Below are 19518 nucleotides of genomic sequence, written 5' to 3'. Positions count from 1 at the left end.
CAGGTCAGCGCCCGGCCATTATTGGTCGCGCTTGACTTCCTTGAAGTCGGCGTCGACGACGTTGTCGTCCACCGGCTTCGCGTTGTCGGCGGCCTGCTGCTGGCCGGCCGCTTGCTGCGCCTGCATGTCGGCGTACATCTTTTCGCCGAGCTTCTGCGAGGCGGTCGACAGGGCTTCGACCTTGGCGTCGATGGCGGCCTTGTCGCCGTCCTTCAGCGTGTCTTCCAGCGCCTTGATGGCCGCTTCGATGCTTTCCTTCTCGGACGCCTCGAGCTTGTCGCCGTACTCGGTCAGCGACTTGCGGGTGGCGTGCACCAGCGCATCGGCCTGGTTGCGGGCCTGGGCCAGCTCGGCGACGCGGTGATCTTCCTCGGCGTTGGCCTCGGCATCCTTGACCATGCGCTGGATCTCGTCTTCCGACAGACCCGAGTTGGCCTTGATGGTGATCTTGTTTTCCTTGCCGGTGCCCTTGTCCTTGGCCGACACGTGCAGGATGCCGTTGGCGTCGATGTCGAACGTGACTTCGATCTGCGGCATGCCGCGCGGCGACGGCGGGATCCCTTCGAGGTTGAACTCGCCCAGGGCCTTGTTGCCCGCGGCGATTTCGCGCTCGCCCTGGAACACCTTGATCGTCACGGCCGGCTGGTTGTCATCAGCGGTCGAGAAGGTCTGCGAGAACCGGGTCGGGATGGTCGTGTTCTTCTGGATCATCTTGGTCATCACGCCGCCCAGGGTTTCAATACCCAGGGACAGGGGGGTGACGTCCAGCAGCAGCACGTCCTTGCGGTCGCCCGACAGCACGGAACCCTGGATGGCGGCGCCAGCGGCGACGGCTTCGTCGGGGTTCACGTCCTTGCGCGGATCCTTGCCGAAGAATTCCTTCACCTTTTCCTGGACCTTGGGCATGCGGGTCATGCCGCCGACCAGGATCACGTCGTCGATGTCGGAAACCTTCACGCCGGCGTCCTTGATGGCCACGCGGCAGGGTTCGATGGTGCGTTCGATCAGTTCCTCGACCAGCGCTTCCAGCTTGGCGCGCGTGATCTTCAGGTTCAGGTGCTTCGGACCGGAGGCGTCGGCCGTGATGTACGGCAGGTTGATCTCGGTCTGCTGGCTCGACGACAGCTCGATCTTGGCCTTTTCGGCGGCTTCCTTCAGGCGCTGCAGGGCCAGCACGTCCTTGGACAGATCAACGCCTTGTTCCTTCTTGAACTCGCCGATGATGTAGTCGATGATGCGCTGGTCGAAGTCTTCGCCGCCCAGGAAGGTGTCGCCGTTGGTCGACAGCACTTCGAACTGCTTTTCGCCATCGACGTCGGCGATTTCGATGATGGACACGTCGAACGTGCCACCGCCCAGGTCATAGACGGCGATCTTGCGGTCGCCCTTTTCGGTCTTGTCCAGGCCGAAGGCCAGCGCGGCCGCGGTCGGCTCGTTGATGATGCGCTTGACTTCCAGGCCGGCGATGCGGCCGGCGTCCTTGGTGGCCTGGCGCTGGCTGTCGTTGAAGTAGGCCGGCACCGTGATGACGGCTTCGGTCACTTCCTCGCCCAGGTAGTCCTCGGCGGTCTTCTTCATCTTGCGCAGCACGTCGGCCGACACTTGGGGAGGCGCCATCTTCTTGCCGCGCACTTCCACCCAGGCGTCGCCGTTGTCGGCCTTGACGATGGCATAGGGCATCAGGTTGATGTCCTTCTGCACCGCCTTTTCCTCGAACTTGCGGCCGATCAGGCGCTTCACCGCGTACAGCGTGTTCTTGGGGTTGGTCACCGCCTGGCGCTTGGCGGGCGCGCCCACCAGGGTTTCGCCGTCGTCCATGTAGGCGACGATCGAGGGAGTGGTGCGGGCGCCTTCGGCGTTTTCAATGATCTTGACCTGACCGCCGTCCATGACAGCCACGCAGCTGTTGGTCGTGCCCAGGTCGATGCCAATAATTTTGCTCATGGTCGGGTTACCTTGGATAAATCTATGAAATTGGAGAGAAATTTCCTGTCCCCACATAACTGGGGCTGCCCACAGGGTTTTTCAAGACGCCTGGCTGGAATTTTCCGCCGGGGTTTCCTGCAGGCGCCGGATCGCCGCCGTGAACTGGGGCAATCCGGGCCAACCGGTGATGCGGCCGAGCCGTTTTCCGGCACGGTAAAGCACAAAAGTGGGGACACCATGCAGGGAGAAGCGGCGTCCCAGGGGTTCGTCGGCGTAGACATCGGCCTCGAACCAGGTCAGGCCCAGGCCCAGCAGGGTGTCCTGGTGCAGCAACGCCGCCTGCTTGAAAAGATTGCAGTTATAGCAATCCTGGCCCCACAGGAACACGCAACGCAAGTCCGATCCCGGCGCCTGGACCACGGCCTCGTCGAATCCCGCGGTGTCGACATGCCGCATGCCGAACACAGCGAAAACCTGGGCCGGATCGAACCTGGGGTCGGTCATGGCGCGCGGTCCGGTCAGCCTTGGCCGGCGGACACCACCACCAGGGCCGGACGCAGGGTGCGGTCGGCGATGGCGTAGCCCTTCTGCAGCAGTTGGACCACGGTGTTGGCGGGCTGTTCGGCCGGAATCGAAGAAATGGCTTGGTGCAGGTGCGGATCGAACTTGTCGCCCTGGACCGGCGCGATTTCCTTGAGCATGTTGCGCTCGAAGGCGGCCGCGAGCTGCTTGAGGGTGACCTCGACGCCTTCGCGCAGGGTGTCCACGGTCTGGTCGGCCTGGGCCAGCGCGGCCTCCAGGCTGTCCTTGACCGGCACCAGGCTTTCCGCGAACGACTCGATGCCGAACTTGCGTGCCTTGGACACTTCTTCCTGGGCACGGCGGCGCACGTTCTCGGCCTCGGCGCGGATGCGCAGAAGCTGGTCCTGCTGCTCATTGACGGTAGCCTGGGCCGCGTCCAGTTGGGCGCGCAACTCGTTCAGCTCGGCCTGCGCGGCGTCCTGGCCGGCGGGGGCCGCATCGGCGTCGTCGCCGAATCCGGGCGTCTGATCTACAGGCTCGTTGGGTGCCGTCATGGGGAATCCTCCAAAAAGAATGGCTTTCGCAGACATGAATGGGGGCCAATACCCCTATTTCAAGCCCGGGAAAGCAAATATTCCCCGTCGCGCACCGCCGGGGCAACCGGCAGCCACCCATGAAAATCCGGAAAGTCGTGCCTGAAAATCGGCTCCAACCACGAAAATTCCGGCAGTCGGCATTTTCGACACTCCGGACGATGTCAGGGACAGGTCATTTCTTGTGCGGCTGCGCCGGGGCGGCGGCGTCGCTGGCGGGAAAGCTCTCTTTCAGGGCGCGGTCGACGCGTGGATCATCGTCCGGTTCCGGATTGATCGCGATGGGATCGCTGGCGGGGAAGGTTTCGGCCAGCGCCTCGTCCAGCTCGTGCTCGACCTGATCCTCGTCCACCGGGGAGCTGACGTCCCCCTTTTTCACAACTTTGCCCGTCTTGGGATCATGGTGCATGCGCCCTCTCCTTCAAGTCCGTGAATGTGTGGGCCATCCCCGCAAGTGGCGTTCCGCCAGGGTGGCCAACCCTGCGATCCAGGCCGGATCATCATTCAGCGCCGGGATGTAACGGAACTGCTTGCCGCCCGCGCCGAGAAAGGCGTCGCGGCACTCCAGGCTGATCTCTTCCAGGGTTTCCAGACAGTCTGCCACAAATCCCGGACACACCACATCCACCTCGGTGACGCCCGAGGCGGCCAGCGCCTTGAGGGTCGGTTCGGTGTAGGGCTCGAGCCAGCGGGCCGTGCCGAACCGGCTCTGGAAGGTCACCTCGATCTGCTCGCGCGGCAGCGACAGGCGCTGCGCCAGCAGCCGCGCGGTTTCCATGCAGTCGCGGTAGTACGGGTCGCCCAGCTCGATGGAGTAGCGCGGCAGGCCATGGAAGCTCATGACCAGCTTCTGCGGTTTGCCATGCTCGCGCCAGTACGCTTCGATGCTGGCGGCCAGCGGATCGAGATAGATGGGGTCCTCGTGGAACCGCTTGATGAAGCGCATTTCCGGCTGGTCGCGCAGCCGGCCGGCATGTCGCGTGACAGCATCGACCACCGTGGCGGTGGTGCTGGCGGCGTATTGGGGATAAAGCGGCACGGTCAGGATGCGTTCGCAGCCCTGCGCCCGCAGGCGCGAGATGGCGTCGGGAATCGACGGGTTGCCGTAGCGCATGCCCAGCTCCACCACCGCCTCGACCCCGGCCGCGGTCAACGCGGCCTGCACGCCTTCGGCCTGGCGGCGGCTGTAGACCATCAGCGGCGAGCCGTCCTTGAGCCAGATGCCGGCGTAACGCGGCTCCAGTTTCTTGGGACGCAGCGTCAGCACCAGGCCGTGCAGGATCGGCTTCCACAGATAGCGCGGAATCTCGATCACACGCGGGTCCGACAGGAACTCGCCCAGGTACTTGCGGATGTCCTTCCTGCCCGGTGTGTCGGGCGTGCCCAGGTTCACCAGCAGCACGCCGACCTTGCCCGGCGCGCGCGGCGGCGGGTCTTCATTGAAAGGGTCGTCCTGCTCGGCTTCGGGCAGGTAGCGTTCAGGCCAGAGATACTTGAACAGGCGAAGAAACACAAAAACTCCCCTTCCTCCGCGAGGAGGATGTCGGTTCGAATGGAACTACTGGTTGTGGCTGAGGGCGTTGGACAGCAGACGCGCCGTGATGTCCACGATGGGAATCACGCGTTCGTAGGCCATGCGGGTCGGGCCGATCACGCCGAGCGTGCCGACCACCTTGCCGTCCACGCCGTAGGGCGCGGTGATGACCGAGACTTCTTCCATCGGCACCAACTGGGAATCGCCGCCGATGTAGATCTGCACGCCCTGCGCGCGGCTGGACACGTCGAGCAGTTGCAGCAGGTCGGTCTTCTTCTCGAACAGCGAGAACATCTTGCGCAGCCGGTCCATGTCGGAAGCGATGTCGGTGACGTCCAGCAGCTTGCGCTCGCCGGAGATGACCACGGCATCGCCGTCCTCGGCGGCCTCGGCACTGGCCTCGACCGCCGCCTGCATCAGCCGCGAGATGTCTTCGCGCAACTGCGCCAGTTCGGTGGACAGGGTGCGCCGCACCGCGTCGAAGGACTTGCCGGCGAAGTGGACGTTGAAGAAGTTGCCGGCCTCCAGCAATTCGGCCTCGGCGTAGTCGCGCTGCACGAACAGGATGCGGTTCTGCACGTCGCCGTCTGGCGTGACGATGATCAGCAGCACCCGCTTGTCCGACAGGCGGATGAATTCGATCTGGCGGAACACCTGGGCGCGCTTGGGAGTCAGCACCACGCCGGCGAACTGGGTCAGGTTGGAAAGCAGCGCTGCGGCGGCATTGACCGCGCGGGTGGGCTCGGCCGCGGCCAGCATCTCGCCCATGTTGTGCGGTTCGAGCTGGTAGGACTGCACCGCCAGCAGCGAATCGACGAACATGCGGTAGCCGCGGGGCGTGGGAATGCGCCCCGCGGAGGTGTGCGGACTGTGGATCAGGCCCAGCTCTTCCAGGTCCGCCATGACGTTGCGGATGGTGGCGGGCGACAGATCGAAAACCTTCGATAGCGTCCGCGAGCCGACTGGTTGCCCATCGGCGATATAGCGTTCGATCAACGCTTTCAGTAATGCGCGTGCGCGGTCATCCATAGCGGCTATTTTAGGGAATCTTTTCCAATTAAGGCGATTTTTGTCCCGCAAGCCAATATGCGGCCCCATATAATCGGCTAACAGGCCCGATTCCGGACCGATTTCGCTTTTTCTGATTCGCCTTGCCACCATGCACTTTCCTACCGTCGCGCTGATCGGCAGATACCAGGACGCCGGCCTGGCCACTCCGCTAAGGGCGCTCGCGCACGCGCTCACGCAGGCCGGGCGGCAGGTGCTCGTCGATGCCGACACGGCTCGCAACACCGGCCTGACGGAATACCCCGTCGCCACCTACGCGCAGATCGGTCAGGACGCCTCGCTCGCGGTGGTCATGGGCGGCGACGGCACGGTGCTGGGCGCCGCGCGCCATCTCGCCCCGTACGGCGTGCCGGTGGTCGGCATCAACCATGGCCATCTGGGCTTCATCACCGACATCCCGGTGCAGGACGCGCATGGCGCCCTGACGCGCGTGCTGGAAGGCAACTTCCAGATCGAGGAACGCATGCTGCTCGAAGGCAGCGCCTGGCGCGGCGACCAGCAGATGTACGCGGCCTCGGCGCTGAACGACGTGGTGCTGAACCGCGCCGGACGCGGCGGCATGATCGAAGTGCGCGTCGAACTGGACGGCGCCTTCATGTACACCCAGCGCGCCGACGGCCTGATCATCGCCACCCCCACCGGCTCGACCGCCTACGCGCTGTCGGCCAATGGCCCGATCCTGCACCCCGGCATGAACGCCATGGTGCTGGTGCCGGTGGCGCCGCAGACCCTGTCCAACCGCCCCATCGTCATTCCGGACACCGGCGTGCTGAACATGACGCTCACCGCCATGGGCCGCGTCGAGGTCGGCGCCAGCGTGCATTTCGACATGCAGACCTGGTCCGACCTGCAGCCCGGCGACCGCATCGTCGTGCAGCGCGCGCCCTACACCATCCGCTTCGTGCATCCGGAAGGCTACAGCTTCTTTTCCACCCTGCGCCGCAAGCTGCACTGGAACCTGATGCCGCAGGCCACCGACAACGTAGAGTAGTAAGCGCCCCGACATGCTGCGCACCCTGCACATCCGCGACTTCGTCATCGTCGAGCAGACCGAGATCCATTTCGGTCCCGGCTTCACCGTCTTCTCCGGCGAGACCGGGGCAGGAAAATCCATCCTCATCGACGCGCTGGCGCTGGCGCTGGGCGAGCGCGGCGACGTCAGCGTGCTGCGCGAAGGCGCCGCGCGCGCCGACATCACCGCCGTCTTCGACACGCCGCCGGCGCTGCGCGCCTGGCTTGCCGGACGCGAGATCGATGCCGACGATGAACTGGCCCTGCGCCGCGTGATCGACGCCCAGGGCCGCAGCCGCGCCTACATCAACGGCACCCCGGCCACGGTCGCGCAATTGCGCGAACTGGGCGACAGCCTGGTCGACATCCACGGCCAGCATGCGCACCAGAGCCTGATGCGTGCGGAGGCTCAGCGCGACCTGCTGGATGCGCATGGCGGCCACGGCGACCTGCGCCAGGCGGTGGGCCAGGCCTGGAAGCAATGGCGCGCGCTGGCGCGCCAGTTGGAATTGGCCGAAAAGGACGCGGCGGGCCTGGCCGCCGAACGCGAGCGGCTGCAATGGCAGGTCGACGAACTCGATCGCCTCGGGCTCGCCCCGGACGAATGGGAATCGCTGCAATCCGAGCACACCCGCCTGTCGCATTCACAGTCGCTGCTGGACGGCGCCACCCAGATCCTCGACGCCCTCGATGGCGAAGGCGACTCGGCCCACCACCGGCTGACTGCGGCCAACCACCGCATCCAGCAGATGCTGCGGCACGACACCGGCCTGCAGGGCATCTACGACGAACTCGAATCGGCCCGCATTGCCATCAGCGAAGCGGTGTCCGACCTGAACAACTACGTCAGCCGCGTCGATCTCGATCCGCGCCGGCTGGCCGACGTCGAGGCGCGCCTGAGCGCGGTATTCGAGACGGCGCGCAAGTTCCGCACCGAACCCGACGGGCTGTGCGCGCTGCGCGACAGCTTGCACGCCGAACTCTCGGCCCTGCAGGCCGCCGCCGACATCGACGCGCTGCGCGCCCAGGCGCAGGCGGCGCAGGCGCAGTACGACGCCGCCGCCGCCAAGCTCACGGCGGCGCGCCGCAAGGTCGCCAAGGACCTCGGCAAACAGGTCACCCAGGCCATGCAGACGCTGGCCATGCAAGGCGGCAAGTTCGAGCCCACGCTGGCAGCGGCCGCGCCGTCGGCGCACGGTAACGAGCAGGTCGAATTCCTGGTGGCCGGCCACGCCGGCACCACGCCGCGGCCACTGGCCAAGATCGCTTCCGGCGGAGAACTGTCGCGTATCTCGCTGGCGCTGTCGGTCATCGCCAGCCGCGCCGCGCGCGTGCCGACGCTGATCTTCGACGAAGTCGACAGCGGGGTCGGCGGCGCGGTGGCCGAAGCCGTCGGCAAACTGCTGCGCGAACTGGGCGAGCGCCACCAGGTGCTGTGCGTCACCCATCTACCGCAGGTAGCGGCCTGCGGCAACAACCAGTTCCTGGTCAGCAAGACCGAATCGCGCGGCACCACCCGGTCGCGCATCGAGGAACTGGACGACGGCGCCCGGGTCGAGGAAATCGCCCGCATGCTGGGCGGGATCAAGCTCACCGCGACCACCCGCGAACACGCCCGCGAAATGCTGGCCGGCGTCGGCCGCGCGCCGGCCTGAGCCTGCAGGGGCCAGGCAACCCGCTCCTCGCGGGCCTGATGCGGCGCAAGCACATCCGGGGCGCGTGCGCCTCCAGAAAAACCGGGCGCCGGCTGCCTTTGTGCCGACAGCCGTATCGCGATGGTCCGCAGCCGGATTCAGTCCGAGAATAAAAAAAGCCCCTTCCTATAGAAGGGGCTTTTGCTTTCAACTACCCACGGCGAGCGCGGCCGTGGGCAGGTCCGAGGCGAAGAAAGCTCAGCGGCCTTTCAGGCAGCTACCGCAGATGCCGTACAGCACCATGGCGTGGCTTTCCAGCGCGAAACCGTTGTCCTTGGCGATCTTCTGCTGGCGCTTTTCGATGTCCGGGTCCGAGAATTCAACCACCTTGCCGCAGTTGGTGCAGATCAGGTGATCGTGGTGGTCGCCGTCATTGAGCTCGAACACGGCCTTGCCGCTGTCGAACTGGCTGCGGGCAAGGATGCCGGCCTGTTCGAACTGGGTCAGCACGCGATAGACGGTGGCCAGGCCGATTTCGACGTTTTCGCCGATCAGGGCACGGTAGACGTCCTCGGCGCTGAGGTGGCGCTGGTCCGACTTACGGAAGATATCAAGAATTTTCAGGCGCGGGAAAGTCGCCTTCAAACCCATGTTTTTCAGTTCGCTTTGGTCGCTCATGGTGTAATCGCTCTCCGTCCGCGTTGGCATGGGCAAGGATACTCGGTAACCGCGAGCCGGCTCCCCAGAATTCCTGCCGCCCCGCAGAACTATCCTTATGAAACCTTTATGATAACGGTTTTGTCTGCTTCCAAATAATAGGGGCGCGTAGTGTCCATGATTGCACGAATTCCTTCCCGCTCGCTCAAGACCGGATTGGCCATCGCCGCCCTGGCCGTCGCCCTTGCCGGCTGCACGGGGGACAAGTGGGGCTTCCCCTACAAGGCCGGTGTCCAGCAAGGCAACTGGATCACCCAGGAGCAGGTGGCGCTGCTGCAGCCGGGCATGACGCGCGAACAGGTCCGCTTCGCGCTGGGCAGCCCCACCCTGACCAGCGTGCTGCACGCCAACCGCTGGGACTACCCCTACTATTACAAGCCCGGCTACGGTGAGGCCCAGGAACGCAAGTTCACGGTCTGGTTCGAGAACGACCGGCTGACCCGCTGGGAAGGCGACAAGCAGCCCGACCTGCAGCCCTACCAGATCAACACGCCCAGCGCGGCCGCCGATGAAATGGCCGACAAGCGCCTGAGCGAAGACGAGGCCCGGCTCAAGCAGGAAGAAGAGCAGAAGAAACGCGACGCCGCCGCCCCCACCAGCCCGATGAACCAATACCCCGGCCAGCCTGGCAACGCGCCCGAGCCGCTGCGCTAACCCAAGGATTTTCTTCATGCGTATTGCTATCGCCGGCGCCAGCGGCCGTATGGGCCAGATGCTGATCGACGCCGTCCTGAAGGCCGACGGCCTGCAACTGGCGGTCGCGCTCGACCGCAAGGGCTCGCCCTCGCTGGGCCAGGACGCGGGCGCCCCGCTCGGCCAGCAGACCGGCGTCGCCATCACCGACGACCTGGGCGCGCTGGCCAACGCCGACTGCCTGATCGACTTCACCCGTCCCGAAGGCACGCTGGAGCACCTGCAGGTCTGCGCCAGGCTGGGCGTGAAGGCCGTCATCGGCACCACCGGCTTCGACGACAATGGCCGCGCCGCCATCGAAGTGGCCGCGCAGAAAACCGCCATCGTGTTCGCGCCCAACATGAGCGTGGGCGTGAACGCCACGCTCAAGCTGCTGGACATGGCCGCCCGCATCCTCAATTCGGGCTATGACGTCGAGGTCTTCGAGGCCCACCACCGCAACAAGGTCGACGCCCCCTCGGGCACCGCGCTCAAGATGGGCGAGACCATCGCCTCGGCCTGGGACGTGGCCCTGCCCGACGTGGCCACCTGGAGCCGCCACGGCGACACCGGCGTGCGCAAGCCGGGCACCATCGGCTTCTCGGTACTGCGCGGCGGCGACATCGTCGGCGACCACACCGTGTCGTTCTGCGGCATCGGCGAACGCATCGAGATCACCCACCGCTCGGCCAGCCGCGCCACCTATGCCGAAGGCGCGTTGCGAGCCGCCCGCTTCCTGGAAGGCAAGCACAACGGCCTGTACGACATGCAGGCGGTGCTGGGACTCTGATCCCTTAGCGCCCATGAAAAAAAGGACCCGCGAGGGTCCTTTTTTCGTGCAGCACCAGGTCACACCACCACGGGCTCCGGCTCCAGCGCCACGCCGTAGCGCTCGGCGACCGCATCCTGGATCGCGCGCGCCAGCGCCAGGATGTCGGCGGCGGTGGCGCCCCCGCGATTCACCAGCACCAGCGCCTGCCGGTCATGCACCCCGGCCGCGCCCAGGCTGCGCCCCTTCCAGCCGCACTGGTCGATCAGCCAGCCGGCCGCCAGCTTGTAGCTGCCGTCCGGCTGCGCATACGACACCAGGCCGGGATAACGGGATACGAGCGCTTCGCGCTGCGCCGCGGACACGATGGGATTCTTGAAAAAACTGCCGGCGTTGCCGGTGACCGCCGGGTCCGGCAGCTTGGCACGCCGGATCGCGCAGACCGCCTCGAAGATGGCGCGCGCCGACGGCTCTTCCATAAGGCCGGGATGACGCTGCAGGTCCGGGTACGACAACACCGGCCGCCAGGGCCGCGGCAAGCGCAAGCGCACCGCCACGATCACCCAACTTCCGGGCGGCTGGTGCTTGAAAATGCTGTCGCGGTAGGCGAAGCGGCAATCGGCCGCGCTCAGGTCGACATACCGGCCCGCCTGCACGTCCCAGGCCGTCAGGCTGTCGAAGCGGTCGGCCAGCTCGACCCCGTAGGCGCCGATGTTCTGCACCGGCGCCGCGCCGACCGTGCCGGGGATCAACGCCAGGTTTTCCAGGCCGTCCCAGCCCTGCCTCACGCACTCGGCGACGAAGTCGTGCCAGGTCTCGCCGCCTGCCGCCTCCACCAGCCAAGCATCAGGCTCGGCCCGCAGCAGGCGCACGCCCCGCAGCGCCACGCGCGCCACCAGGCCCGGCACGGCCTCGGGCAGCACCACATTGCTGCCACCGCCCAGCACCAGCAGCCGGTCGTGCCGCGCGGCCAGGGCCGACAGGGCCGGCAGTTGCGCCACATCGTCGAGCGTGACGCAGGCCGGGGCCGTGGACGCCAGGCCCAGGGTGTTCAAGGCGGAAAGGTCCCGCGCCTCGGGAGTGAGGACAGCCGCGGTGGCAGAGGAATTTGACATGGATACTACCGGGTATGCTATATTTTCTGTCTTCGCTCATATTACTTGATTGAGCTTGGCAGCCAGACAGCACTCAGTTGCAGCCTTGGCCACGCGAAGTTCAGCGCGATCCGCCTGCCACGGCAATCTGCCAGCGGCAAGCACGATCGAAAAAAATCATGTAGAATGCGCGCCTTCTGATCGATAACCAAGTTGATCAGGCAACCACGAAAGTGGTTGGCAATAAGAAATGGTTTGCACTGGCACTGCGTGGAATTTTCACCAAGCCAGAGATTGCGGACCCATGCGGGAGTAGCTCAGTTGGTAGAGCGCAACCTTGCCAAGGTTGAGGTCGCGAGTTCGAGACTCGTCTCCCGCTCCAGATTTTATGGGCAGTGTCTTCACACTGCGCATGTTGCAAGAAAGGGCCTGCGGGCCCTTTTTTCATTTCCGCGGCGACAATCACACATTCGCGAGAACAACCGGAAATGGCCTGCATGACGACACTCATGACGACACCCATGACGACACCCCCGCGAACGGCGGCACAGGACGAGATCTGCGCCCGATACGGCATGCAGGGCATGGCGCCGGAAGAGATGGTCGCGGTCGCCCTGCATACCCTTGGCGCCATGCCGATTTACGGCACGCGCATCGCGTTGCCGCGCGACGGCACCGTCAGTTGGTTCATCCACGCCGGCGAATACTCGGACGCCGACGACTTCTACCAGCCCCTTCACACCGCGCACCTGGCGACGCTGCTGCCGCGGGTCGTCGATTACCTGCGCCTGCCGCCAGGCACGAAGTTCATCATCGACGACCAGGGCTACGAAGACGTGTGGTTGGACGCCTAGGGCCTATCTGTGCTGGAAAGGGAGTCCCCGCGCGGCGCCTGGACGGCAACCGCGGCCAGGGCGTCAGCCGCATCCGCGAAGTACGCCGCGATCTCCGCCTGGGTCCGCAGCCGGGCCGCCTCCAGCGCCTGCCCGCCCATCGCGGTGCCCTCCACCGAAAAGAACGTCAGGCGCTTCAGGCCGATGGTGGCCAGCGCCGCCTTCAGGTAGGGCGTCAGGAAATCCGGCTGGCGCGCCTCACCTCCGGAAAACAGGCCGCCCGACGCCACCGCCACGAACACCGGCTTGTCGGCCAGCACGCCGACCTTGCCTTCGCGCGTCACGCTGAACGTGCTGCGCACACGCACCACGTGATCGATCCACGCCTTCAACGCCGACGGCACGGTGTAGTTGTGCATCGGCGTGGCGATGACGACGTAGTCGGCATCGACCAGGGATTGGATCAGGTGGTCGGACTGATGCAACGATCCGGCGGGATCGCCGTCCGGGTCGGAGGGCGATCCCAGCGCCCACGCGTATTCGGCATCCACATGCGGCAACCGGTTGGCGTCGATCTCGACAAGGTCGCGGCCACGCGCGGCATCGGCCCGCGCCAGGCCGTCGACGATGAACTGCGACAGCCGGTGGCTTTCCGATTCCGCGCCGCGCGGGCTGCACGTCAAACGCAGGACGCTCATGCCGCTTGCTCCCCCAGCACCTTGCTGAAACGCATCGCGCCGGTCAGCAATCCCTGACGGAAGTAGAAGCGCTGTGCCAGCGCGTTGGCCAGCCCGGTGTCCAGCACCAGCTTGGCGCAGCCAGCCTCGCGCGCCATGCGCTCGAGCGCCTGCAGCAGGGCGGCGCCATGGCGCCCGCCGCGACTGCGCTCGGTGACGACCAGGTCGTCGACATAGAGGAAGCGGCCGTAGATCAGGTTTTCCTGGAAACGGTAGCCGGCCAGCGCCACGGGCGCGTCGCCTTCCCACACCGCCAGCAAGGCGTAGCGCTCGTCGCGCATGCGCGCGACGCGTTCGGCGAAATCACGCTCGTCGGCCAGGTGCGGGCGCAATTCGCGCATGACTGGAAAACAGGCGCGCAGCGCCTCGGCTGATTCGATAGTGCGAATGTCCGGTTGACTCATGAGGATCCTGTCTTGAAAGAAACCACCCGCCGCCAGGGCAGGCACAACCATGATGCTAGGGAAGCCATGCCATAATTTGAAGAACCATAAATTGACCTTTCGACTAGGCCATGACGCCCGCTTCCCTTGCCAGCCTGCCGCCCGCCGCTTCCGGCGACGAACCGCTGTACCGGCAGGTCTACGAGCGCTTTCGCGGCGCGATTGCCCAGGGCACCCTCAAGCCGGGCGACCGCATTCCGTCCGCGCGCGCACTGGCCAAGGACCTGGGCGTGGCGCGCGGCACCATCGAGATGGCCTATTCGCTGCTGCACGCGGAAGGTTATGTGCAGCCGCGCGGCCAGGCCGGCACCGTGGTCACCCCCGGCCTGCAGGCGCAGGCCGCGCCCCGGCCACTGCCGCCACCCGACAAGGCGGACCCCGACACCTGGCGCCAGCCGCCGACGCTGTTGCCGTTCCAGATGGGCCTGCCGGCGCTGGACGCCTTTCCGCGCAAGATCTGGGCGCGGCTCGGCGCCCGTCACCTGCGCGCCACGCAGGCGGCCGACCTGTCCTACCCGCCGGCCGATGGCCTGCCCGCGCTGCGCACCGCGATTGCCGCGCACCTGCAGGTCGCGCGCGGTATCCACTGCTCGCCGGCACAGGTGTTCATCACGTCCGGCTATCGCGAGAGCCTTAACCTGGTGATCCAGGCGCTGCTGCAGCCCGGCGACGAGGTCTGGGTGGAAGACCCTGGTTACCCGCCGACGCGCGAACTGTTGAAGCACTCGGGCCTGGCGCTGGCGCCGGTGGAAGTCGATGCCGAAGGCATCGTGGTGTCGCAAGGCATTGCGCAGGCGCCAGAGGCGAGCGCCGCGATCGTCACGCCCGCCCACCAGAGCCCGCTGAGCGTGACGCTGTCATTGACGCGCCGCCAGGCGCTGCTGGAATGGGCCGAGCGCAATCAGCGCTGGATCGTGGAAGACGACTACGACGGCGAGTACCGCTACGTCAGTCGGCCGCTGCCGGCGCTCAAGAGCCTGGACCGCCATGGGCGCGTGCTCTATGCCGGGACGTTCAGCAAGGTCATGTTTCCCGGCATCCGCCTCGCCTATCTGGTGGTGCCCGAGGCCCAGGTGCGGCGCTTCGAGGACGTGAACCGGGTGCTCGGCAACGGCATTCCGGGCCTGACCCAGGCGCTGGTCAGCGCCTTCATGCTGGAGGGTCATTTCGCGCGCCACATCCAGCGCATGCGGCGGCTCTATTCAGAGCGCCGCAACGCCACCGCCGCGGGGCTGGCCAAGGTCTTCGGCCCCGCCATGCCGATCAATCCGCAACCGGGCGGCATGCACCTGCTGGTGCGGATGCAGGGCCACCAGACGGACCGCCCACTGGCGCAGCGCATGGTCGAGCACGGCATCTACGCGCACGCCCTGTCGCGCTGGACGACCCGCGCGCCGTGCGGCGCCGGCCTGCTGATGAGCTTCACCAACATCGAGTCCCAGGAGCGCGCCGAGCAACTCGGCCGCCGCATCCTGGAACTGATGTAGCGACGGCACGCGCGCAACCGCCCGCGGACAAGGCGCCGCCGCCCCCTTCAATCCGGCTTACCTCAACCCAGCCTTATCCAGACCGAAAGCCGCGTCGGCGGAACCCGGTTCGGTGCGGAAGGCGACGTTCAGACGATTCCAGCCATTGATGCCCACCACCAGGAAGGTGAGGTCCGAGATTTCCTCTTCGGACAACTGGCCGCGGACCTGCTCGTACACCGCATCGGACACGCCGTGCGGGTGCAGCGCGGTCAACGCCTCGGTCCATTCCAGCGCGGCGCGCTCGCGCGGACTGAACAGCGTGGATTCACGCCAAATGGCGATGTGGTGCAAGCGCAGCTCGCGCTCGCCGCCGATCTTGGCCTGCTTGATGTGCATGTCCAGGCAGAAGCCGCAGCCGTTGAGCTGCGAGGCGCGGATCGTCACGAGATCATTGAATTCCCGGATGACGGCCTTCTTCTTCAGCGCGGCGCTGAAGTCGAGGTAATGCTTGGAGAGTTCGGCGGAAACCTGGAAGTAATTCAGACGCTGGGTCATGTCACGGACACCTTGTAGAGGGAATTGCGGACGACATCGCCGCACACCCACATAGTGCCGCCTGCAACCGCGGCGCAAAAGCGCCAAGAATCGCCATAGGGTCTGGGCCATGATGCCGCATGCCATGCGCTCCCTCGCGCCGCGTCCGCTTGCCCTGGCCGCAAATTACGGTATACTCTCGCCTCTTCGCAGTACAGCAGTATCCGCGCGGGAGTAGCTCAGTTGGTAGAGCGCAACCTTGCCAAGGTTGAGGTCGCGAGTTCGAGACTCGTCTCCCGCTCCAGCAGATGCGCCGTTTCACGAACGTCGCCGCATTGTTGGAACAACCGCCGGATCTCCCGACCAAAACGGATCGCCATCGGCTTGATCGGCGCCGCTTGCCTTCTCGACAGATTCCTGTCGCCTCCCCCGACATTGCCGTGATGTGCGCTTCGATGCCCGCATCGTCATTGCCCCGCATCCAGCCCGAGTGCACGATGCTGCCGCGCCGCCCGCAAGGTGCCGCGCTCGACACCATCTGGCAACTTTTTTTCTCGGACGCCCGGACAGACCCGCACAAGTCCTAAAAACTGTGTATAATCGCTGTCTTTGGTGGACACGGCCTCTTTCAAAAGAGACCGACAAAACAGGTTCATCAAACGCAGTGCCCACGCGGGAGTAGCTCAGTTGGTAGAGCGCAACCTTGCCAAGGTTGAGGTCGCGAGTTCGAGACTCGTCTCCCGCTCCAAATACAAAAAGGAAGCACCGGCCTATACCGAGCTTCCTTTTTTCTTGCAGTACTGGCGCAATGGCAGAGTGGTTATGCAGCGGATTGCAAATCCGTGTACGTCGGTTCGATTCCGGCTTGCGCCTCCAGTATTTCCTCCCCAGCATCTCGTTACCCATCCCTACGCCCAGTCAATCGTTTGATTGCTAAGGTGACGCCGTTTTCATTTGACGACGATCCCATGTACAACAATCAAACCTCGCGGCGCGCTTCCTCCACCCTGCTGGCGTTGTCCGCGGCCACGCTGATGACGTTGGCGCCGCTGGCCGCGGAGGCGGACTCCGACCGCCACCACCATCGCCATGGCCATGGTCATGGCCGCGGCGAGTATAAAGAGAAGTATTGGGACGGCGCCTGTGAAGTCGAGCGCAAGTGGAAGCGCAACGGCGACTACCGCGAAAAGCGCAAGTGCCGCGACGACTACCGCTACGGCTACGCCCCCCAGCCCGTGCTGGTGCCGGCCATGCCCGCGCCCGCCATCATCATCAACCCGCCCCCCATCATCATCCGCCCCTGACCATGGATGCCTCGGTGAAAGACGCCATCGCCCGCTGGCCCGACGTGCCTGCGGTGTTCGGCTGGCTGTCGCTGGATCCGCGCGGCCGCTGGCGTCTGCATCCGCAAGGGCAGGCCGCCGCGGGCGGGCCCGGCGAGTCCATCACCAATGCCCAGATCCAGGGTTTCATCGACCGCAATTACGAACGCGACGACGCAGGCCGCTGGTTTTTCCAGAACGGCCCTCAGCGCGTCTTCCTGCGGCTCGATGCCGCGCCATACGTGCTGCGTCTCGATGACGCCGGCCGCGCCCTGCTCACGCACACCGGCCAGGCGGTGAGCGCGGTAAGCGGCTGGTGGCTGGATGACGCCGGACAGTTGTACGCCATGGCGCCGCAGGGCCCCGGCGTGGTGCTGGACCGCGACCTGCCGCCCCTGATGGAGCGACTCGTCACGGAAGACGGCGCCGCCCTGCTGGACGCCATCGATCGCCTGGCCCCTGCGCGAGCACTGCGGATCGCGCTGCCGGGTATCTACGGCCCGGCGCCACTGCGCCTGATCGAACACGCCCAAGTGCCGGACGTCCTGGGTTTCCAGGCCAATCCAACCGCCTGATCCGGCGCGTTCGCGCAAGACGGCGCGCCAGCGGCAAGCCTCACGCCTCAGAACATGCCGTTGCTGTTGGCGGACTGTTCGGGAATTGGCTGCACCGCGTCCCAGTGTTCGACGATCTTGCCGCGCTCCAATCGGAAGATGTCGATGATGGCGTTGCCGCGCGTGCCCGGTTCGCGCACCGCGTGCACATGCAGGATCACATAATCGCCGTCGGTGAAGACGCGCTTGATCTCGCTTTTCGATTGCGGATATTTGTCGCGCAGGAAGGCGATGAACTTGCGGAACCCGTCGGGCCCGTCGGCCGCGTTGGGATTGTGCTGGATGTAGCGGTCGCCCAGATACTTCACGGCGGCGTCCGCGTCTTTCTGGTTCAGGCCCTTCTCATAGAAGGCCAACACGGCCGCCTTGTTGGCGGCCTCTTGTTCGGTCGAGGCCTGGACGGCGGGCGACAGGGCGGCGGCAAACAGGACTGCGCCGAAGACACGCGTGATGAACGACATGGAATCTCCAGAAAAGCCAAGGCGGCCGGCCCATTCTAGGTGCCGGCCGCCTGGCGGGCGATGCCCAATCCAGTTGACAGTTTGGTGCGCGACCCGGTCAGCCGCGACCGCTCTTGAGCAGCGCGAACTTGCCGTCACCCAGCAGCGCCAGGACCGCCGCGGCCACCGACAGGAACACCGGATATTCCCAACCGCCGTTGGGGTTGCTGAAGCCCCAGCCGTTGCCGAAGTGCACGGTGGAAGCGACGAACAACTGCACCGCCGCGATCACGGCGATCCAGCGCGGCCACACGCCCAGGATCAGCAGCGCGCCGGCGCCGATCTCGAAGAAGGTCACCGGATACGCCAGCCAGCCGGCAAAGCCGATCTTGGCGAAGAACTGCGCGGTGCCCGGCAGGGTGAACACCAGCAGCTTGGTCAGGCCATGGGCCAGGAACATCACGCCCAGCGCGATGCGGAGCAGGAGCGCGGCATAAGGCGCGGTACGGGTATCGATCATTGCATTCTCCGTGAGCGAATCGCCCAGAACGGGAAGATTCTTCATGGCCGCTATTCTTGCGATTCCAAAAACAAAGATAAACATGCAAAATCGCAACTTATTGTTCCCCATTAGGTAACAATCATGGACACCCACACTGCCATGCAGACCTTTGCCCGAGTCGTGGAACTGGGCTCGTTCGCGGCCGCCGCGGACAAGATGGGGCAGGCGCGCTCCGTGGTCACGCGCCAGATCGCATACCTCGAAGAAAAATACGGCGTGCGGCTGCTGAACCGCACCACCCGCAAGCTCAGCATGACCGACGCCGGCCGCGCCTTCTACGAGCGGGTGCGGCCGATCCTGGCGGAAGTGGCCGACCTCGAGCTGTCGCTGCAGGCCGAGGGCCAGGCGCCCAGCGGGCGCCTGCGCGTCAGCGCGCCGGTCTCGTTCGGCATCCTGCACCTGGGACCGGCCATCGCCGAATACCTGCTGCGCTATCCCGACGTCATCATCGACCTGGATCTGAACGACCGCGTCGTCGACCTGGTAGAGGATGGGTACGACGTCGCGGTGCGTATCGGCCCGCTGCAGGATTCGTCGCTGGTGGCGCGACCGCTGGCGCCGCAGCAGTTGCTGGTGTGCGCCGCGCCCGCCTACCTGGAACGCCATGGCGTGCCACAGACACCGGACGACCTGAAACAGCACCGCTGCCTGCATTACGCCTACGCCAGCACCGGCAACGAATGGCATTTCGAGAAGGACGGGGTCACCCACCTGGTGCGGATCAACGCCGCCCTGCGCGCCAACAATGGCGACGTACTCCGCACCGCGGCGCTGGCCGGGCACGGCGTGATCCTGCAGCCGGAATTCCTGGTGGGCGAGGACGTGCGCGCCGGCCGCCTGACCGCGCTGCTACAGGACTACGCCCACACCCCGATTTCCATGTACGCCGCCTATCCGCACCGGCGCTTCCTCTCGCCCAAGGTGCGTTCCTTCGTCGAACACCTGGAAGAACGCTTCGGCACCCGCGCGCCGATGGCGCCCGCGCGGCGCGCCAGCCGGCGCCACAGCCGTTAGAATCGTAGCC

At 65.8% G+C, this 19518-nt stretch carries 23 protein-coding genes and 4 tRNA genes; 14 read left to right on the top strand and 13 right to left on the bottom strand.

Going from position 1 to position 19518, the window contains the following annotated elements:
* Nucleotides 1-18 precede the first annotated feature (18 nt).
* The 6 genes from dnaK to hrcA all read right to left on the bottom strand — a co-directional run bounded on the left by dnaK (nt 19) and on the right by hrcA (nt 5604).
* Nucleotides 19-1944: a molecular chaperone DnaK gene (gene dnaK / locus ACUDCK_RS05265; RefSeq protein ID WP_020924906.1), complete on the bottom strand. Its 1926-nt coding sequence runs from the start codon at nt 1942-1944 to the stop codon at nt 19-21.
* 81 nt (nt 1945-2025) lie between these two features.
* Nucleotides 2026-2430 (bottom strand): thioredoxin family protein, encoded by a 405-nt coding sequence (locus ACUDCK_RS05260; RefSeq protein ID WP_054419543.1) that lies wholly within the window; start codon nt 2428-2430, stop codon nt 2026-2028.
* 14 nt (nt 2431-2444) lie between these two features.
* Nucleotides 2445-3002: a nucleotide exchange factor GrpE gene (grpE, locus tag ACUDCK_RS05255; protein ID WP_445659293.1), complete on the bottom strand. Its 558-nt coding sequence runs from the start codon at nt 3000-3002 to the stop codon at nt 2445-2447.
* A 214-nt stretch (nt 3003-3216) separates the two neighbouring features.
* Nucleotides 3217-3450: a hypothetical protein gene (locus ACUDCK_RS05250; protein ID WP_054501738.1), complete on the bottom strand. Its 234-nt coding sequence runs from the start codon at nt 3448-3450 to the stop codon at nt 3217-3219.
* A 12-nt stretch (nt 3451-3462) separates the two neighbouring features.
* A complete protein-coding gene (gene hemH / locus ACUDCK_RS05245; RefSeq protein WP_054419546.1) occupies nt 3463-4554 on the bottom strand; it encodes a ferrochelatase in 1092 nt (363 codons plus the stop codon).
* Nucleotides 4555-4599: 45 nt separating this feature from the next.
* Entirely contained in the window at nt 4600-5604 is a 1005-nt protein-coding gene (gene hrcA / locus ACUDCK_RS05240) for a heat-inducible transcriptional repressor HrcA (protein ID WP_049071722.1), read from the bottom strand.
* A gap of 130 nt (nt 5605-5734) precedes the next feature.
* Between hrcA and ACUDCK_RS05235 the strand changes: the two genes are divergently transcribed.
* Both ACUDCK_RS05235 and recN read left to right on the top strand, forming a co-directional pair.
* Nucleotides 5735-6634 (top strand): NAD kinase, encoded by a 900-nt coding sequence (locus ACUDCK_RS05235; protein ID WP_054501739.1) that lies wholly within the window; start codon nt 5735-5737, stop codon nt 6632-6634.
* A gap of 13 nt (nt 6635-6647) precedes the next feature.
* Nucleotides 6648-8309 carry a DNA repair protein RecN gene (gene recN / locus ACUDCK_RS05230; RefSeq protein WP_175167759.1) on the top strand — a complete coding sequence of 554 codons (1662 nt, stop codon included), beginning with the start codon at nt 6648-6650 and terminating at the stop codon, nt 8307-8309.
* Nucleotides 8310-8546: 237 nt separating this feature from the next.
* Here recN and fur read toward each other — a convergent pair whose 3' ends face one another.
* On the bottom strand, nt 8547-8966 hold the full coding sequence (gene fur / locus ACUDCK_RS05225; RefSeq protein WP_006223539.1) for a ferric iron uptake transcriptional regulator: 420 nt from the start codon (nt 8964-8966) through the stop codon (nt 8547-8549).
* Nucleotides 8967-9122: 156 nt separating this feature from the next.
* On the opposite strand from fur, the gene ACUDCK_RS05220 reads away from it, so the two are divergent.
* Nucleotides 9123-9659 carry an outer membrane protein assembly factor BamE gene (locus tag ACUDCK_RS05220; RefSeq protein ID WP_175167760.1) on the top strand — a complete coding sequence of 179 codons (537 nt, stop codon included), beginning with the start codon at nt 9123-9125 and terminating at the stop codon, nt 9657-9659.
* A gap of 16 nt (nt 9660-9675) precedes the next feature.
* Nucleotides 9676-10467, top strand: a complete 792-nt coding sequence (gene dapB / locus ACUDCK_RS05215) for a 4-hydroxy-tetrahydrodipicolinate reductase (protein ID WP_054501741.1) — start codon at nt 9676-9678, stop codon at nt 10465-10467.
* Between the two features lie 59 nt (nt 10468-10526).
* Here dapB and murB read toward each other — a convergent pair whose 3' ends face one another.
* The gene (gene murB, locus ACUDCK_RS05210) at nt 10527-11561 is read right to left on the bottom strand and encodes a UDP-N-acetylmuramate dehydrogenase (RefSeq protein WP_175167761.1); all 1035 of its coding nucleotides are present in this window, start codon (nt 11559-11561) and stop codon (nt 10527-10529) included.
* 285 nt (nt 11562-11846) lie between these two features.
* On the opposite strand from murB, the gene ACUDCK_RS05205 reads away from it, so the two are divergent.
* Nucleotides 11847-11922, top strand: a tRNA-Gly gene (locus ACUDCK_RS05205).
* 139 nt (nt 11923-12061) lie between these two features.
* Nucleotides 12062-12394 carry an immunity protein Imm33 domain-containing protein gene (locus ACUDCK_RS05200; protein WP_175167762.1) on the top strand — a complete coding sequence of 111 codons (333 nt, stop codon included), beginning with the start codon at nt 12062-12064 and terminating at the stop codon, nt 12392-12394.
* Here ACUDCK_RS05200 and ACUDCK_RS05195 read toward each other — a convergent pair.
* Together ACUDCK_RS05195 and ACUDCK_RS05190 are read right to left on the bottom strand one after the other, a co-directional pair.
* A complete protein-coding gene (locus ACUDCK_RS05195; protein WP_175167763.1) occupies nt 12391-13071 on the bottom strand; it encodes an FMN-dependent NADH-azoreductase in 681 nt (226 codons plus the stop codon). The two genes, ACUDCK_RS05200 and ACUDCK_RS05195, sit on opposite strands and share 4 nt — an antisense overlap.
* Entirely contained in the window at nt 13068-13514 is a 447-nt protein-coding gene (locus tag ACUDCK_RS05190; RefSeq protein ID WP_064523874.1) for a GNAT family N-acetyltransferase, read from the bottom strand. The genes ACUDCK_RS05195 and ACUDCK_RS05190 overlap by 4 nt, the downstream gene beginning before the upstream one ends.
* Before the next feature lie 110 nt (nt 13515-13624).
* On the opposite strand from ACUDCK_RS05190, the gene pdxR reads away from it, so the two are divergent.
* Nucleotides 13625-15040 carry a MocR-like pyridoxine biosynthesis transcription factor PdxR gene (gene pdxR, locus ACUDCK_RS05185; protein WP_054501746.1) on the top strand — a complete coding sequence of 472 codons (1416 nt, stop codon included), beginning with the start codon at nt 13625-13627 and terminating at the stop codon, nt 15038-15040.
* 57 nt (nt 15041-15097) lie between these two features.
* On the opposite strand, the gene ACUDCK_RS05180 is transcribed toward pdxR, so the two are convergent.
* Nucleotides 15098-15577: a carboxymuconolactone decarboxylase family protein gene (locus ACUDCK_RS05180; protein WP_054501747.1), complete on the bottom strand. Its 480-nt coding sequence runs from the start codon at nt 15575-15577 to the stop codon at nt 15098-15100.
* A gap of 207 nt (nt 15578-15784) precedes the next feature.
* Between ACUDCK_RS05180 and ACUDCK_RS05175 the strand changes: the two genes are divergently transcribed.
* The 6 genes from ACUDCK_RS05175 (at nt 15785) to ACUDCK_RS05150 (ending at nt 17453) form a co-directional block, all read left to right on the top strand.
* Nucleotides 15785-15860 (top strand) — tRNA-Gly (locus ACUDCK_RS05175).
* A gap of 4 nt (nt 15861-15864) precedes the next feature.
* Nucleotides 15865-16143: a hypothetical protein gene (locus ACUDCK_RS05170; protein ID WP_175167764.1), complete on the top strand. Its 279-nt coding sequence runs from the start codon at nt 15865-15867 to the stop codon at nt 16141-16143.
* A gap of 85 nt (nt 16144-16228) precedes the next feature.
* Nucleotides 16229-16304: transfer RNA gene (locus tag ACUDCK_RS05165), tRNA-Gly, on the top strand.
* A gap of 54 nt (nt 16305-16358) precedes the next feature.
* Nucleotides 16359-16432, top strand: a tRNA-Cys gene (locus tag ACUDCK_RS05160).
* Nucleotides 16433-16524: 92 nt separating this feature from the next.
* Nucleotides 16525-16860 carry a hypothetical protein gene (locus ACUDCK_RS05155; RefSeq protein WP_054501964.1) on the top strand — a complete coding sequence of 112 codons (336 nt, stop codon included), beginning with the start codon at nt 16525-16527 and terminating at the stop codon, nt 16858-16860.
* Between the two features lie 2 nt (nt 16861-16862).
* Complete coding sequence (locus ACUDCK_RS05150) at nt 16863-17453, top strand: DUF2946 family protein (RefSeq protein WP_144655823.1); 591 nt, start codon at nt 16863-16865, stop codon at nt 17451-17453.
* A gap of 47 nt (nt 17454-17500) precedes the next feature.
* Here ACUDCK_RS05150 and ACUDCK_RS05145 read toward each other — a convergent pair whose 3' ends face one another.
* The gene (locus tag ACUDCK_RS05145) at nt 17501-17953 is read right to left on the bottom strand and encodes a nuclear transport factor 2 family protein (RefSeq protein WP_064523871.1); all 453 of its coding nucleotides are present in this window, start codon (nt 17951-17953) and stop codon (nt 17501-17503) included.
* Nucleotides 17954-18050: 97 nt separating this feature from the next.
* Nucleotides 18051-18452, bottom strand: coding sequence for a DoxX family protein (locus ACUDCK_RS05140; RefSeq protein ID WP_054501750.1), 402 nt, complete (start codon nt 18450-18452; stop codon nt 18051-18053).
* A gap of 123 nt (nt 18453-18575) precedes the next feature.
* Between ACUDCK_RS05140 and ACUDCK_RS05135 the strand changes: the two genes are divergently transcribed.
* Entirely contained in the window at nt 18576-19508 is a 933-nt protein-coding gene (locus ACUDCK_RS05135; protein ID WP_054501751.1) for a LysR family transcriptional regulator, read from the top strand.
* Nucleotides 19509-19518 lie beyond the last annotated feature (10 nt).

Source organism: Achromobacter sp. CF-sbj1-Ac2-l (genome assembly GCF_052698165.1).
The sequence above is the reverse complement of the archived record's forward strand: the minus strand, read 5'-3'. Positions and strand labels throughout refer to the sequence as shown.